General features: G+C 36.3%; 20 protein-coding genes and 1 rRNA gene. 17 read left to right on the top strand and 4 right to left on the bottom strand.

The window, feature by feature from the left end; translation table 11 throughout:
- A 16S ribosomal RNA gene (locus BMX40_RS15980) occupies positions 1-193 on the bottom strand; the annotation flags it as partial.
- Between the two features lie 461 nt (positions 194-654).
- On the bottom strand, positions 655-1422 hold the full coding sequence (locus tag BMX40_RS15975; protein WP_090871761.1) for a C40 family peptidase: 768 nt from the start codon (positions 1420-1422) through the stop codon (positions 655-657).
- Positions 1423-1604: 182 nt separating this feature from the next.
- Between BMX40_RS15975 and BMX40_RS15970 the strand changes: the two genes are divergently transcribed.
- From BMX40_RS15970 to BMX40_RS15905, 17 genes are all read left to right on the top strand, one after another.
- A complete protein-coding gene (locus BMX40_RS15970; RefSeq protein ID WP_090871759.1) occupies positions 1605-2207 on the top strand; it encodes a TetR/AcrR family transcriptional regulator in 603 nt (200 codons plus the stop codon).
- Positions 2208-2266: 59 nt separating this feature from the next.
- Positions 2267-3562: an MFS transporter gene (locus tag BMX40_RS15965; RefSeq protein ID WP_090871757.1), complete on the top strand. Its 1296-nt coding sequence runs from the start codon at positions 2267-2269 to the stop codon at positions 3560-3562.
- A gap of 191 nt (positions 3563-3753) precedes the next feature.
- Positions 3754-3942, top strand: coding sequence for a hypothetical protein (locus BMX40_RS20710; protein ID WP_170840826.1), 189 nt, complete (start codon positions 3754-3756; stop codon positions 3940-3942).
- 98 nt (positions 3943-4040) lie between these two features.
- Positions 4041-4409, top strand: coding sequence for a serine hydrolase domain-containing protein (locus BMX40_RS20815; protein WP_280139684.1), 369 nt, complete (start codon positions 4041-4043; stop codon positions 4407-4409).
- Positions 4410-4476: 67 nt separating this feature from the next.
- Entirely contained in the window at positions 4477-5061 is a 585-nt protein-coding gene (locus tag BMX40_RS20810; RefSeq protein WP_280139683.1) for a serine hydrolase, read from the top strand.
- Positions 5062-5076: 15 nt separating this feature from the next.
- Positions 5077-5385: a hypothetical protein gene (locus BMX40_RS15955; protein ID WP_090871755.1), complete on the top strand. Its 309-nt coding sequence runs from the start codon at positions 5077-5079 to the stop codon at positions 5383-5385.
- A 47-nt stretch (positions 5386-5432) separates the two neighbouring features.
- On the top strand, positions 5433-5603 hold the full coding sequence (locus tag BMX40_RS20395; RefSeq protein ID WP_170840824.1) for a hypothetical protein: 171 nt from the start codon (positions 5433-5435) through the stop codon (positions 5601-5603).
- A 116-nt stretch (positions 5604-5719) separates the two neighbouring features.
- Positions 5720-6241: a hypothetical protein gene (locus BMX40_RS15950; RefSeq protein WP_090871753.1), complete on the top strand. Its 522-nt coding sequence runs from the start codon at positions 5720-5722 to the stop codon at positions 6239-6241.
- A gap of 111 nt (positions 6242-6352) precedes the next feature.
- A complete protein-coding gene (locus BMX40_RS15945) occupies positions 6353-6583 on the top strand; it encodes a hypothetical protein (RefSeq protein ID WP_090871751.1) in 231 nt (76 codons plus the stop codon).
- A gap of 304 nt (positions 6584-6887) precedes the next feature.
- Positions 6888-7349 (top strand): GrpB family protein, encoded by a 462-nt coding sequence (locus BMX40_RS15940; protein WP_244513617.1) that lies wholly within the window; start codon positions 6888-6890, stop codon positions 7347-7349.
- A gap of 197 nt (positions 7350-7546) precedes the next feature.
- The gene (locus BMX40_RS15935; protein WP_090871750.1) at positions 7547-8020 is read left to right on the top strand and encodes a GNAT family N-acetyltransferase; all 474 of its coding nucleotides are present in this window, start codon (positions 7547-7549) and stop codon (positions 8018-8020) included.
- A gap of 62 nt (positions 8021-8082) precedes the next feature.
- Positions 8083-8274, top strand: coding sequence for a hypothetical protein (locus BMX40_RS20390; protein ID WP_170840823.1), 192 nt, complete (start codon positions 8083-8085; stop codon positions 8272-8274).
- 246 nt (positions 8275-8520) lie between these two features.
- A complete protein-coding gene (locus BMX40_RS15925; protein WP_244513615.1) occupies positions 8521-8868 on the top strand; it encodes a MazG nucleotide pyrophosphohydrolase domain-containing protein in 348 nt (115 codons plus the stop codon).
- A gap of 303 nt (positions 8869-9171) precedes the next feature.
- Positions 9172-9864 carry a response regulator transcription factor gene (locus BMX40_RS15920; protein ID WP_090871745.1) on the top strand — a complete coding sequence of 231 codons (693 nt, stop codon included), beginning with the start codon at positions 9172-9174 and terminating at the stop codon, positions 9862-9864.
- 103 nt (positions 9865-9967) lie between these two features.
- Positions 9968-10891 (top strand): ABC transporter ATP-binding protein, encoded by a 924-nt coding sequence (locus tag BMX40_RS15915; RefSeq protein WP_090871743.1) that lies wholly within the window; start codon positions 9968-9970, stop codon positions 10889-10891.
- Entirely contained in the window at positions 10884-11627 is a 744-nt protein-coding gene (locus BMX40_RS15910) for an ABC transporter permease (RefSeq protein WP_090871742.1), read from the top strand. The genes BMX40_RS15915 and BMX40_RS15910 overlap by 8 nt, the downstream gene beginning before the upstream one ends.
- Before the next feature lie 18 nt (positions 11628-11645).
- Positions 11646-12542 (top strand): sensor histidine kinase, encoded by an 897-nt coding sequence (locus BMX40_RS15905; RefSeq protein ID WP_090871739.1) that lies wholly within the window; start codon positions 11646-11648, stop codon positions 12540-12542.
- Between the two features lie 232 nt (positions 12543-12774).
- Here the strand turns inward: BMX40_RS15905 and BMX40_RS15900 are convergent, their stop codons facing one another.
- Together BMX40_RS15900 and BMX40_RS15895 are read right to left on the bottom strand one after the other, a co-directional pair.
- Positions 12775-13176 carry a hypothetical protein gene (locus BMX40_RS15900; protein WP_090871737.1) on the bottom strand — a complete coding sequence of 134 codons (402 nt, stop codon included), beginning with the start codon at positions 13174-13176 and terminating at the stop codon, positions 12775-12777.
- A gap of 120 nt (positions 13177-13296) precedes the next feature.
- Positions 13297-13650, bottom strand: a complete 354-nt coding sequence (locus BMX40_RS15895) for a MerR family transcriptional regulator (RefSeq protein WP_090871735.1) — start codon at positions 13648-13650, stop codon at positions 13297-13299.
- Between the last annotated feature and the right edge of the window lie 370 nt (positions 13651-14020).

Below are 14020 nucleotides of genomic sequence, written 5' to 3'. Positions count from 1 at the left end.
TTATCCGGTATTAGCTCACGTTTCCGCGAGTTATCCCAGTCTTACAGGCAGGTTGCCCACGTGTTACTCACCCGTCCGCCGCTCGTTCCACAAGTTTCACCCCGAAGGGATCAACTTGCTTCCCGCGCTCGACTTGCATGTATTAGGCACGCCGCCAGCGTTCGTCCTGAGCCAAGATCAAACTCTCCAAAAAAGTTTGTATTTGATTGACACCAATCAACCAAATGATAATTCTTAGCTACTAGAAACACTAGCTTCTAGATTTAAAAAAGTTAGAAAAACGAGGTTGTTTTTCATCTTAACATACTAGTTGTTTTGTTCAGTTTTCAAAGAGCAAATTGTTTCGTTGCTATCAGCAGCAACTTTTATATTATATCAAACTCACAACATCATGTCAACAACTTTTTAAAAGTTTTTTGAAGTTGTAAGTCGTTATTTGTTGTCTGCCGTAATGGCGACTTGATTAATATACCACAACTCAAAACTTAAAGTCAATCACTTTTTTTAATTTAATTCGTTTTGTTGTGGCGCGAATATTAATATAGCATGTTGAGACCTCTAAAGCAACAATCTTTTATTACCAATAAAATCCATTCCTATAAAGCATTAGTAGATAAAGAATGAAAAGATCTATAAAACTTCTAACCTACTTATTCATGTATTCACCTTAAACTCCACTTCTTCATGCTGGTAAACATTAATGAACGCATCATTTTCTTTTAGATTAGTATATAGATCTTCTGGGGAAATCCATAGGTAATCATTCTCCAGCTTATAATTGGCACCATAATAGTAACTTAGCCAAACCAATTTCGAACAGTAAATATATTCCCAAGGATCTTCTAAGGATTGTGTTAGTTTCATAGAGAACAGGGGCTTATCTTCTCCATTACTTACTTTTTCCTGATAATCGCGTAAGTAATTTTCGGCGTAGGCAGCTGCTGCTTTTCCCATTTCAAGAGACTTCGGCCGAAATTGAGCATGGTGAGGGTGTTTCTCCAAAAACTGCTGAATGCTATCTTTTTGAATAGTCGGAGTACCACCTCTTGCTTCAATTACATTGGTACCATCCACTACTATAGCTGAATGACCAACATACCCTGTAAAAAATTCAACCACATTATCACTTGCGACCAGAATATCTCCAGGAAGAAAATCTCGTTCTTGCTGATCCCGACTTGTCATAAATTGATACGGTTCAAGCCATCCCATTGGAACTCCATTAAAATGATAGAAACCAATAATCGTTATCCGGTTAACCTTCCTTCTATTACCAATATAAATATAAATCGAATTGCCACGGTAATACGTCGCTTCTAACTCGTCATTTACATATATATCGTAACGATTAAATGGTAGATCCGTAATCTGTTTAATTTTCACCCATTCATTTTCCTGCCACACATTAAAATGCCTTTCCATAATCACCACCACCCATCACAGTTTATTCTAAAGATGCTACAAACGTTCCTAACTACACGCTAAAACATCACAACCTCTTCAAAAACAAGTCTTTATCGTAATTAGGCTTTACATCCCCATCATTACTTGCTATCCTTTTATTAACGATTGAGTAATCGTTCGTAACCAAAGGAGAATCTACCATGCCATTATCGGAAGAACAACGACAGAATATGAAAAAGCGACGGCAAAAAATCTTAAATACCGCTGTTTACCTGTTTGCGACAGAAGGATATGAAGGAACAACCATCAAGAAGATAGCTGAAGCTGCAGATGTTAGTTTCGGAAATGTGTTTACCTATTTTAAAGATAAAGAACAACTCTTTTACGCTGCAGTTGTTGAACCATTAGAAGCTATTTCAGATCAAATACTTGATTTCAATGAAAATGCAGAAGATCCATTACTTGAATTACAAGAAATGGTGAAAAAAGATATTCAATTATTTGCTGGCGAGCAAAATTACTTAACACTCGTTGTCCAGGTAGTTGGTCAGTACCAACGTTTTCCCGAGCCTTTTGATCAACTCAATCAGTTTCATGATCATTGGAGGGAGAAGGTCGGTCGGTTAATTGAAAATGGTCAACATAAAGGCTTGCTCAAGAAACAAGCGTCGATGCCAGTTGCTACACTTTATACAAGTTTATTAATTGGTATTCGTTTAAACAATACCGATACACGTTACAGCGATATGTGGGCTCAATACATCACACCTGCTTTTCAGCTGTTTGGACCTATTCATGAATAGGTCTACTTTTTCATATTACAAACGATTGATTAATCAATCGTAGTTAAGGAGGGCAATTCATGCGCATGTTTCAGTTTCATCCCGTGATTCGAATTCGTATGATACTACAATTCATTACGACATTAGCAACAATGTCAGTTCTCCCATTTTTGATCATCTTTTTTTCGGAGCAGCTAGGTACATTCATTACGGGATTCTTGTTTATTTGTGTAATGGGGGCAAATATTTTGGGTTCCTTTGTTGGTGGATATATCTCGGATCGAATTGGCAGGAAAAAAGTGATCGTACTTGGTGAGTTTATTGTTTGTATCAGTTTTGTTGGTGCGGCTCTCGTTAACTCTCCTTGGTACACGTATCCCTATATCACCTTCTTATTATTTATTATGATCCAGTTTAGTACAGGGGCTACTACTCCCGTTTATCAAGCATTAATTATTGACGTCAGCAATCCAGATAATCGAAAAAGCATCTATACGTATGTGTATTGGTTAAGAAATATGGCAACTGCCAATGGAAGTATGATTGGTGCATTTTTGTTTTATGACTATCACTTCTATCTTTTCCTTGGCGTAGCAATGTGTACCCTATTTTCTTTGGTCATAACGTACATTTATATAGAAGAAACATATACTCCAACTAAACAAATCGCCACAACTACGACGATGGAACGGATGACTATTTTAACGCGCCTCAACCATGTACTTCAAACGTATGGGAAAACATTTGCGCACCGCTTTTTTCTCATTCTTACGATTGCTACCTTCTTATTGGTATCTGTCGAAGAACAATTGACAAATTATATTGGGGTTCGACTGGTAGATGAAATTCAAGATCCAGTCCCTTTCCTCCCCTTCCTCCCTTTTACGGTAGATGGCATGAATATTGTTGGAATGCTCAAAACAACTAATACACTAATTGTTGTCTTTTGTACAATGCTCATCACCTGGTTACTAAGGCGGGTGAATGAAAAGCTTGTTTTACTTACCGGGTTGGGGCTGTTTTTTATCGGATACACCGTTATTAGCTACAGTACCTTGCCTTTACTATTAATTATCGCCATGATCCTCGCGTCGATTGGTGAGATTATGTATGCTCCAATCCAACAGACCATGCTTGCAAACACTGTCCCAGATAATGAGCGCAGTACCTACATGGCTGTCTATGCTGTTGCGGCAATTTTTGGAGTGAGTACAGCTGGCGTATTTCTGATCATAAGTAGCTGGATCCCCCCAATCGTGCTAACAAGTATCATTGCAATGATGGGCTTAATTAGTACTGCATTATTATTCCAGCTAACAAGAAGCATCAAATATAGCGTTCATGAAGATGGAGTAAAAGAAAAGGAAGTGAACTAAAGTTTCTTGTATTAGAAAAAGAAGTAGCCCCCTCCCAGGTAATTCACTTTCGATGGAGAGGAAACGATCTCCTTTTTTTCTATTTAAATCTACATATTATTATCGGAATATTATGGTAGTATTGTAGTGTAAACATATTAAACTAACACAACAGGACTGCTTAACAAGCTAATAAACTATTAAAATATTTCATAAAAAACAAAGCCTGTCGTGGAAAGGTTGTTATTCTAATAATTGGAGATACGAACATACCGATCCTTTCAAATTTTGACATTGGGCACACCTTCCCATCGCATGTATTTCCAATTGGGATTGAAGTGAAATTAGATACTACTCAAGGAGGAACAATTACATTCCTTGAAGATGGTGTACTCGAATAATACAGATTTTCTCAACAATCGGGTGGCGTTCATTCGAAAAGTACGAACAGTAATATTGCCAGTGCCTCATAATGAGGACGCTTAGGAGAGTGAAAAATTTGCTATTAAAAAGTGATGACAAAAACTTGTTTGAAGATGTACATACGCATCTAAAAGAAAGTGATGAAAATTTGGGTGCAAGTGGTTCTGCACTTTTTATTATCCATAACGACAAAATCGTAGCAGAGTCTTATTTTGGAAAACAGTCCCATGCTAAACATGCTCGAGCTGTTCGAGCAGACAGTCAATTCCACATTGCATCTGTAAGAAAAGCTTATATTGGTTTTGCTGCTGCTTACGCTATTTACTATGGCTACTTTTCCATTGATGATCCGATTACACAATTTGTTGACGACTCTCATGTCCCAGCATATGAAGGTGTGACCATTCGTCACTTATTAACTCACACATGGACTTCGAATAGTTGATGGTAAACTAATCAATGAATATAAACCTGGTGAGTCATGGGCATATAGAGGTCCAAGTATTGACTTGTTGACAACAATTATCAAAAAAACAACGGGACAGTCCGTTGCCGATATTGTTAAAGAACAGGTCTTTGAGCCAATTGGTTTTCAATCGACAGAATGGATTCCGATGAGTAAACCCCATTCAAAAATTACTGATACGATTCGAGATGCAGATAACCCCTTTTGGACGGAGACAGATGTCGTAGATGGATCAGGAATGAATATGTATGTGTCTGCTAAAGAGCTTGCCTTATGGGGATACCTTCATTTAAAAGAGGGGAAATGGGGAGAGAAACAGCTTATTCCTAGAGAAATTATTCAAATGGCAACATCGATTCAAACTCCTAACCCAGAACTTCCTATCCAAACGAATGGATTTTTATGGTTTGTTAAAGACACGAACCAACCCTTTAACCAAATAGGTGATAAAGTTCCAAAAGGCTCCTATCAATTACTCGGCTACACAAATGTCGCGTTGCTAGTCACTCCAGAGGAAAACGTAGTAGCAGTAAGAATGTTCAACCGTTATGGTTCATCTGAAGGATTCGATTACCTCTCCAACATTCGAGCTTTTGGTGACATTGTTTCTGAATGTTCCATAAAATTTTAAAAAGAGGTGTAATACTTGGGGAATAAAATTAAGAAAACAAACAGTTGGTTGGGATTTATTCTTTTGATAAGTGCTATAACTTACAACATACTTGCCAATCTATTTGATTATTATGTGTTTGCCTCGCCATATTTGTTCTTTTATGGACTTATTATTTTAGGGTTGGTATTTAGCTTAATAGGTCGTGGATACTTGAGGTCGAAAGCAAACAGTTCGATAACTAAAATTATTGGTAAAATTGGACTGTATGGTAATTTTGCAGTCGCCATTTTATTTTTTCCTCCTTTCTATTTCGTTTGGGGAACGATCATTTTTGGTCCTTAATGTTGTGGAAGTAACGAAGGATAATCTTCAATAAGAGGTGAATTTTTATGGAAGTAATTTTTATGTTTATAGTAGGATTCATTGCTTTTTTTATAGCTATAATAGCGATTTTTAAAGGAATAACACATCGAATAAAAAGTCCAACTGATGAATTAAAAGAAGAAATTTCAAATCTTAAAAAAAGAGTCAATGAGCTTGAAAAAGATAAGAAAAACTAAATTCCCTGTTCAAGTACCAGAGGCATGAGTTAAACAAGATGATTTATTGTAAAAACGATCATCTTTTCTTTTTGGGTACCGAAACAGATTAACTTAACGTATAGGGGGGATATTTTATGAAAGACGAATATTCAGATAGGCGTCTAAGTCCAATCATCATTGGAGTTTTATCTATACTTTTATTAATTGTTTCTATTCTTTATTTTGCCGAGCGAGGAAAGTATGCAAATGCCAAAGAAAAATTAGATAGTACAAACATGTACCTTTATCAAATAGAGGTTGAAAGTCCTTTAAGAGGTTTTTTGAATTATTTAGGAGTACAACAAGTGGAAGATGTAGATTGGGAAGAACTAGACATTCAAGAAATCGCCTCCAAATTTAGTGAACTTGAAAGAGGATTAGAAAACATAAACGCTCCCAATATAGAAGGAATTCCTGAAGAAACTCTTATCGTACTTCAGACTCTACAAGATAAGATTAAGTTGATAAACATTCAAACTGAAAAAACTTTAGATGAAAATACGAAAGAAGAAATTATGAATCTTACTAAAAACATCAATACGTGTGAAGTATCGGAATTTAATAGAAGTTGGGAGCAAATTACCTCTGAGATAAAATGTCTAAATAATGAAATATGATTATTTATTGATAATATGCAGTACCAACTTTACTTGTTTTACTGAAGTAGCAGGATAATTGAATAAAGAAGAGCAAAAGAAAGTAATTCACAAAAATAGGAGGTATAGAAGGTGGACTTATTACTCTGGATAACTATTGGTTTCATAATAATCGGATTTGCTATTCTTACATCTATGAAAAAAGGTATGGAAAGTAAGGTGACTTTTATAAAAGCAAATATAGAAAGCAAGGAAAGTTCTACAATAGCTAAATCCGTAATTTGGTGGATATGGAGTACCACAGCTTGGGGAATAGTGAGTATGTTTCTTGTTGTTTGGTGTTTTCATAATCAGTTTGGATAACTGTTGGTTTCAAATGTACTTAAACAATCGGGGGCGTTTCTTGGATAAGCAGGTAACGCTTATTTGACTATTGGAGCGGTTTTGCAATACAAGAGTTCGTTAAAAACAATGGTCTATACCAGGAGGATTATGATATGAGACTTTATAGGTTTGATAATGAAATAGGAAAAGAAGTTACTCATCTTAATTCTAATTTTATAATGTCTCGAATTATAAAAAACAGAAAAAGCTGCTCAAATAAATTGCATTTTTAAATGTTAGGAGTAAATAAAGGAGAAGTAAAGTTAGTAACTCATTCGCCAAATTGGAAAAAACTATTTTCCAAAGAGAAAGAAATGTTACAATCCATCATTGGAGAAAACATAAAGGACATCAGCATTTCGGAAGTACAGCTATTGAAGGTATAAATGCAAAACCTATCATCGATATACTCGTTGGAGTCGAATCTTTAGATGAAGTTGAGAAATTCGATAAAGAGAGATTAAAAGAAAACGGATATTACCATTTGTCGAAAGTAAGTCTTGAAGGAAAAGTAGTTTTTGCTAAATTCTCTAACTTAGATAACCTAACTAAAACACATATCATGCACATCGTTAAACATAACTGTACTTGGTGGAAAGAGCATACTTATTTTAGAGATTATCTTAATGAGCATCCTGAAAAAGCAAGAGAATACGAAGCTTTAAAGAAGAGACTGGCATTAAAATATCCTAATGAAGACGTTCATACACCGAAGAAAAGAAGAAGTTTGTTGATGATATACTAAGTAAATTATAATGTTTCTTCTTTAACAAACGGGGCTTTTTTTAATAAGATCAACTGCTGCTTGCACTAGAGAGGCAGATTAGTGGAATAAGATCTCATACATTTATTGTGATATAACAAGAATATATGTTCGTTAAAAAAGAAGACCAAGGTAGTCGGTATTATTATTTAAGAAGAAGTTTAAAAAGGGGTGGCTATATGAACAGGGTTACACTTAGAGAAATGCAAGAACGTGATCTTCCTATTTTCTTTGAACATCAGAAGGATCCTATCTCCAATAAAATGGCAGCTTTCACAGCTAAAGACCCAACGGATTGGAATCTGTTTTATAATCATTGGTATGGTACTCTAACTGACGGGACTATCATAAAGAGGACTATTATGCTAGAAAATGATGTTGTGGGTCACGTTCTCAGTTTTGAAATGTTCGGCGAACTTGAAGTGAGTTACTGGATTGATCGAACGTACTGGGGAAAGGGTATTGCAACCGAAGCACTTAAGCAGTTTTTGTCTTTAGTCACAATACGCCCCATCTACGCTCGTGCCGCAAAGGATAATATTGGATCAATACGAGTTCTTGAAAAATGTGGATTTGTAATTACTGATGAAGGCAAAGGGTTTGCTAATGCACGCAACAAAGAAATTGAAGAATTTATCTTTATTCGGAGATAATAATCCTAAATAATGTGCTATATTCTGTTCAGATTAAATGGGAACCAAATATACAGACAGAGATGGCAAAAAAAGAAGACGTGTTAGTTACACTGTTTTACACTTTTGATGAAAATATGCCTGAAAAACTTTATAAATATAGGGTCTGGTTCAATGGTAATGGCAATGCCACAATAATTAGCAATAACGAAGAAGAGGGATATGGTTCATTAGAAGAAGATTCTCTAAAACTAAAAAACATCTTATTGAACTAACTTTAGTTTTATAGAATCAACTGCTTCTTGCACTAGAGATGAACACCTTACTAAAAACATCTAAACGTGTGTAGTATCTGTATTTAATAGAAGTTGGCAGAACCCCTAAGCTAAAATTGATAATATACCTTACCAAACTTAAGTTTTTAAAGGAGCGTGGGTTCAGTTAAAGAAGTCGTTCGTCTGCCGAAAATTACGATAGCGGTCACAATTTTGCAAGAACATAACATTATAGGAGGCATTAACTTGGTAAAAGAAAACCCAAAACAATTAACATTCAATGAGTTACAGAGCTACCTAGCACATAAATACAAAGAAGGACGCACTTCATCTGCTTTGTTTATGAAACTGGTGGAAGAAATTGGCGAAGTAGCAGAGGTTCTAAACCAATTAGAAGGGCGAAAGAAAAATACAGGGAATACTTCTTTAGAAAAAGAATTAGTTGATGTTATCCATTACACGATGGCCATTGCAAGTATCAATCATATCGATTTAACAGAAGCAATTATTAAAAAGGATAAGCAAGCTGCCATTAAATATAATCAATCCCCAAATTTAGAAGAATTTTTAGAAATACAAAACAAAGAACGCTAATATCAAATATTCTTGTGAAAGATGAACCTTTTAATAGAAGATTGTTATTGCATTGTAGCATTTTCACCACGGTAATGAACTACTCCCCCCCTCCTGATCACTTCCTTTCCAAAATAGTAAAACCGGAAGTCACCTCCCCCCTTTTTCCGCCTGGCCAAAACCCTTCTGGCCATAAAAATTAAAAATCCATCAACCAACTTGGCCCCTTAACATCAACATCTGACCTAATATCCTGTTTTCGATACCTTGACAACTTTTCTATTTCAATGAATGATAGTGATAATAATAATGAGGGTGAATAAGATGAATGAATCCATAAATATTTTAATCATTGAAGATGATCAAGATATCAATCAATTACTCTGTAACATCGTCCGCAAAAATGGTTATACCCCTAAGCCAGCATATTCTGGGACAGAGGCGGAAATCTATTTAGAAAAAGATACATGGGATATGGTGTTATTAGATTTAATGCTTCCTGGCTTGACTGGTGAAGAGATACTCAAAAAAATTACAAAGGATAGTACGATTCCTGTGATTATCATTTCTGCCAAATTGGAAACACAAACAAAGATTGACACACTTAGGGCAGGTGCAGACGACTATATAACAAAGCCTTTTGATATAGAGGAGGTTTCAGCAAGGATCGAGTCCTGTTTAAGGAGATACCGGCAGATGGTGCATACACCCATCATCCATAAATTGCAACATAAAGATATTGTGATGGATACAGACGCAAAGAAAGTATCTGTCAGCGACAAGGAAATCAAATTAACTGCAATTGAATACGAAATCTTGCTTCTCCTGATGTCTTCTCCTAAAAAAGTTTTCACAAAAGCAAATTTGTTTGAGAGTATTTGGAACGAGGAATTTTATGGGGATGACAATACAATCAATGTTCATTTAAGCAATTTAAGAAATAAGCTTTCCAAAGCAAACCCAGATGAATCCTATATTGAAACCTTATGGGGAATGGGATACCGACTTCAATCTTAAGGTTTTCTTAAGAATTACCTTAATGCTTTCTTATGTTTTCCTTCTTATAGTAGATATAGATTCAACTTATGAAGAAACAGGAGATCTAGGGAGGAAAAGTTGTATGAATGAATATGTTCTGAAAACGAACGATTTATCGAAGAAATACCAAAATAAAATGGCCCTCAATAAAGTCAATTTATCCATTAAAAAGGGCACCATTTACGGTTTTATTGGGCAAAATGGAGCGGGTAAATCAACTTTAATCCGCCTTATCACAGGATTAGCCAATCCAACTTCGGGGACGTTTGAGCTATTTGAAAAGACGGATGGTCAAGCGCTGATTGAAGCACGAAAACGTATTGGAACAATCATTGAAGGCCCAGCACTATATCCGCACATGACAGCGCACGAAAACTTAGAAGCGCATCGATTGTTAAAAGGAATTCCTGGAAAAGATTGTGTTGATAAAACACTTGCCCTAGTTGGGTTACAGAACACAGGAAAAAAGAAAGCTAAGAATTTTTCATTAGGAATGAAGCAACGACTTGGTCTTGCTATCGCATTATTAGGAGATCCTGAATTTCTAATTCTTGACGAACCAATCAATGGATTGGATCCAATGGGTGTTGTTGAAATCCGGGAACTATTAAAGAAACTGAACCAAGCGTATGGAATTACAATCCTGATTTCAAGCCATATTTTAAGCGAATTACATTTATTAGCAACCCATTATGGAATCATCCATGACGGTGAACTATTGGAGCAATTATCTGCAACAGAGCTGAATGAGAAATGCCAGCAATATTTGCATATTAAAGTGGACAACCCTAACAAAGCGGCAACGATTATAGAAAGCCAGCTTTCAACCAATGATTTTGAGGTCATGCCAGATGGCTCCATCAAGTTGTTTGCACACGTGAACACGCCGGGGCTTGTGTCAAAAACGTTAACGAAGGAAGAATTAGTAATTGAACAGTTCATGCCAATGGGTGAAGATTTAGAAGCCTACTTTAGCAATCGTATTGGGGGTGTCGGCCATGAGTAATTTAATCAAAACAGAATGGTTTAAATTACGAAAAGACCGGTCCTTTCGCGTACTATCATGGATGCTAATTACAGCAGCTGTTTTATACCCTCTTCTAGAATTTGGCAACGCTAGCCTGCCGACTGTAGAGGATTACTACTTGAATAATGTTCTTGGAATCCACTCGGACATCGTTAAACTAATCCCGAGTATTTTAGCTGGCTTTTTTATTACAAGTGAATATTCCATGGGAACGATGAAAAGCATCGCATCTTCGGGAAAGAATCGCATCCAAATTTATTTTGCGAAACTTACGATGTTTGCCGTTGGAGCTATTTTTATCTCCATCATTTTACCGATTTTCATGACAGGGGCTAGTGCAATCTTTTTTGGTTTTACGGACATGCCAGACATAGCCTTTTATCTCCAAACAGTTGGTATCATCATGCTTTATGCAGCTGCTTTTGCTTCCATCATGGCGATATTCGCAACGATCTTTACTGACAGCGGAAAAACAATCGGTTTTCTACTCTTATTTTTCTTGTTGGTTGATTGGCCATTACAAGTATTAGCATCAAAGGTTCCATTCTTTGAGCCTATTGTGAATCATTCCATTTTTAAATTAGTATATGATATCGTACGATTTAATGAATTGGATCACAGTGAAGTTATTACTTTAGTAACTGTTCCAATATTGACATTCCTATTATCAGGAATTCTTGGAAGCCTTATTTTTCGAAACAAAGAAATTAAGTAAGAAAGGAGACGGGTGATCATGATTTATGTATCCATTATACTGACGGTTGCTTTCGTATTTGTCCTCACCCGTCTTTATTTCTTAAAAAAAGAAATCAAACGTACAACTGTTCAACTACACGAACGAAATCATCATGATTCAGGCAAGAAATTGACCTTGAGCTACTACGATAAAGACTTAGAAAGGCTTGCACAGGAAGTCAATAAGCAAATTGACGCGACCAGAAAAACAAAAGCCGAACAACGGATGACGGAAAATGAACTAAAACAAGCCATCTCCCATATTTCACATGATATCCGTACCCCAATGACTTCCATTTTAGGGTATGTTCAATTTTTGGAATCGGACGATCTTACTCCGGAAATGCGTAAAGAATACACCACTACCGTGAAAAACGGTGCGAAAAGACTAAAGGTTTTGCTGGAGGATTTTTTCGAACTCTCGGTTATTGAACAAGCAGATTATCCTGTAAAAGCGGAGAAAATAAAGTTAAACCAATTCGTTCTTGACGTGCTCTTAGGGTTTTATGAGGCATTCAATCAGAAAAACATTGAGCCCACGATTGATATTGCTGATACGGATCGTACAATCATGGCGGATCCTTCTGCTGTGAAACGAGTGATAGAAAATTTATTAACCAATGCAATTAGACACGCAAACGGACAGGTAGCCATCCAACTCCGTGATGAAGGTGATTTCGTGGAACTAACTATAAGTAATTCGGTTGACCAATTAAGTGAGCAGGATGTGACCCATATGTTCAACCGCTTCTACAAAGCAGACCAAACAAGAACTGGCAACGGAACAGGTCTTGGGTTACCGATTGCGAAAAGCTTAATGGAAAAAATGAATGGAAGCCTAACCGCTGAGTTAAAGGGAAATGAATTATTTATGAAGTGTAAGTGGAACACGTAAGGACAGCCCAAATTGACTGTCCTTTTTTCATTCTCCGTTTAGTGAGCAACTATTGCTGCCGATTCTATATATGGTGCGGTGTCGTGGAGCGCTCGTGTCCGGTGGTGGAGCGCTCTCGTCCGATAGTGGAGTACTCTAGCCCAATGATGCATCCCCCGTACTACAAACTAATCACTTGAAAAGCAACTATACTTTAGAAAACCACTTAGGTTAACAATTGAAACTTAACTCCCTATGGTGCAAATGGAAAGTACATAAACGCAACAAAGAATAACGAAAAATAACCAAATACAAACAGTAATAGACTAAATAGTACATCCAGCATGATTAAACTCCAGCGATGCCACGATTGTTGTTTTAAAGCAGCTTTGATCCAACGATAATTGATCATCCCAATTAGAAAACAACCTAGAGCTATATAACTCGGAGCTACCCATTGCCCTACTGCCTCAGCAGCTTCTCCCGTTCGAGATTCAAAATATCCAGATTGGAATTTAATGACCTGACTTACGACAATAAAAATAACTGCAAGAACCCCTGCCGTTCCACCAATCCATTTTTTCTCACGTTTCGTCGTTCCAATCAACAGACACGAAGCAACCACTGTAAATAGAATAAAAATGATATAGTCCATTAAAGAACAACTCCTTTCGACGATCCAATGTGTACACCTACTATATAATAAATATGAATCCATTTCGAATCCTATACGGGTTCATCTTTATTAGAATTTCCTTCCGCTTACTCTATTCATCTATAACCGATCTAAACTGCTGATTAATCCTTCAACCTGTAATCTTTTGTTCTTTAATTCCTTCTCTTGCTCTTGAATTTCCAACCGTTTCTTTTCTAATTTGAGCTTTACACCTTGAAGCAGTTGATCCGATCCACAACCATTTGTTCGTTTCATTTCAAAAAACGTTTGTACTTCTTTCAACGTCAATCCAAGTGATTGCATTTCTTTAATTGCCTGAAAGTCCTGGACATCTTTTTGTTGATAGCTTCGGTAGGAACTGTCCCGCTTAGGCACAATTAAACCTAGTTCTTCATAATGTCTGACCGTATCTTTTGTACTGTGAACAACTTGAATAAACTCACCTATTCTCATATTCCATCACCTTTTTTATAAAAGTATTGCCATGGGGTCAACCCCACCCTGTATGCTAAAAATAATAAAAACGGAGGTGTTGTAATCGTGGTCTCGAGTATATTGATATCACTTTATTGTTCCATTAGCATTTTAGGGGGAATTATCTACTATATTCATCATACAAAGAAAATGAATCAAAACCAAAAAATAACCTTGTTCTTCTTCTTGTGGAGTCATGTCTTTTTATTCTTAGTTGGGATATTCCATTCCCTCTATACTATCCATTATTCTCTTTACATCCTGGTAGCCGGCATCGTCATTTTCTCGAGAGTTAGGAATGGTGCCGTATTATTCCAAAAGAATAACTGGCGCCATCATGTAGTTACGT

This window comes from Oceanobacillus limi, assembly GCF_900111445.1.
GTDB classification, from domain to species: Bacteria; Bacillota; Bacilli; order Bacillales; family Amphibacillaceae; genus Ornithinibacillus; species Ornithinibacillus limi.
Note: the sequence above shows the minus strand (reverse complement) of the source record. Positions and strands in the feature narration are given on the sequence as shown.

Bases quoted from the DNA above. Each gene is read 5' to 3' on its own strand.
- BMX40_RS15975 (WP_090871761.1), bottom strand. From the start codon at position 1,422: ATGGAAAGGCATTTTAATGTGTGGCAGGAAAATGAATGGGTGAAAATT.
- BMX40_RS15970 (WP_090871759.1), top strand. From the start codon at position 1,605: ATGCCATTATCGGAAGAACAACGACAGAATATGAAAAAGCGACGGCAA.
- BMX40_RS15965 (WP_090871757.1), top strand. From the start codon at position 2,267: ATGCGCATGTTTCAGTTTCATCCCGTGATTCGAATTCGTATGATACTA.
- BMX40_RS20395 (WP_170840824.1), top strand. From the start codon at position 5,433: ATGGAAGTAATTTTTATGTTTATAGTAGGATTCATTGCTTTTTTTATA.
- BMX40_RS15950 (WP_090871753.1), top strand. From the start codon at position 5,720: ATGAAAGACGAATATTCAGATAGGCGTCTAAGTCCAATCATCATTGGA.
- BMX40_RS15935 (WP_090871750.1), top strand. From the start codon at position 7,547: ATGAACAGGGTTACACTTAGAGAAATGCAAGAACGTGATCTTCCTATT.
- BMX40_RS20390 (WP_170840823.1), top strand. From the start codon at position 8,083: ATGGCAAAAAAAGAAGACGTGTTAGTTACACTGTTTTACACTTTTGAT.
- BMX40_RS15920 (WP_090871745.1), top strand. From the start codon at position 9,172: ATGAATGAATCCATAAATATTTTAATCATTGAAGATGATCAAGATATC.
- BMX40_RS15915 (WP_090871743.1), top strand. From the start codon at position 9,968: ATGAATGAATATGTTCTGAAAACGAACGATTTATCGAAGAAATACCAA.
- BMX40_RS15910 (WP_090871742.1), top strand. From the start codon at position 10,884: ATGAGTAATTTAATCAAAACAGAATGGTTTAAATTACGAAAAGACCGG.
- BMX40_RS15905 (WP_090871739.1), top strand. From the start codon at position 11,646: ATGATTTATGTATCCATTATACTGACGGTTGCTTTCGTATTTGTCCTC.
- BMX40_RS15900 (WP_090871737.1), bottom strand. From the start codon at position 13,176: ATGGACTATATCATTTTTATTCTATTTACAGTGGTTGCTTCGTGTCTG.
- BMX40_RS15895 (WP_090871735.1), bottom strand. From the start codon at position 13,650: ATGAGAATAGGTGAGTTTATTCAAGTTGTTCACAGTACAAAAGATACG.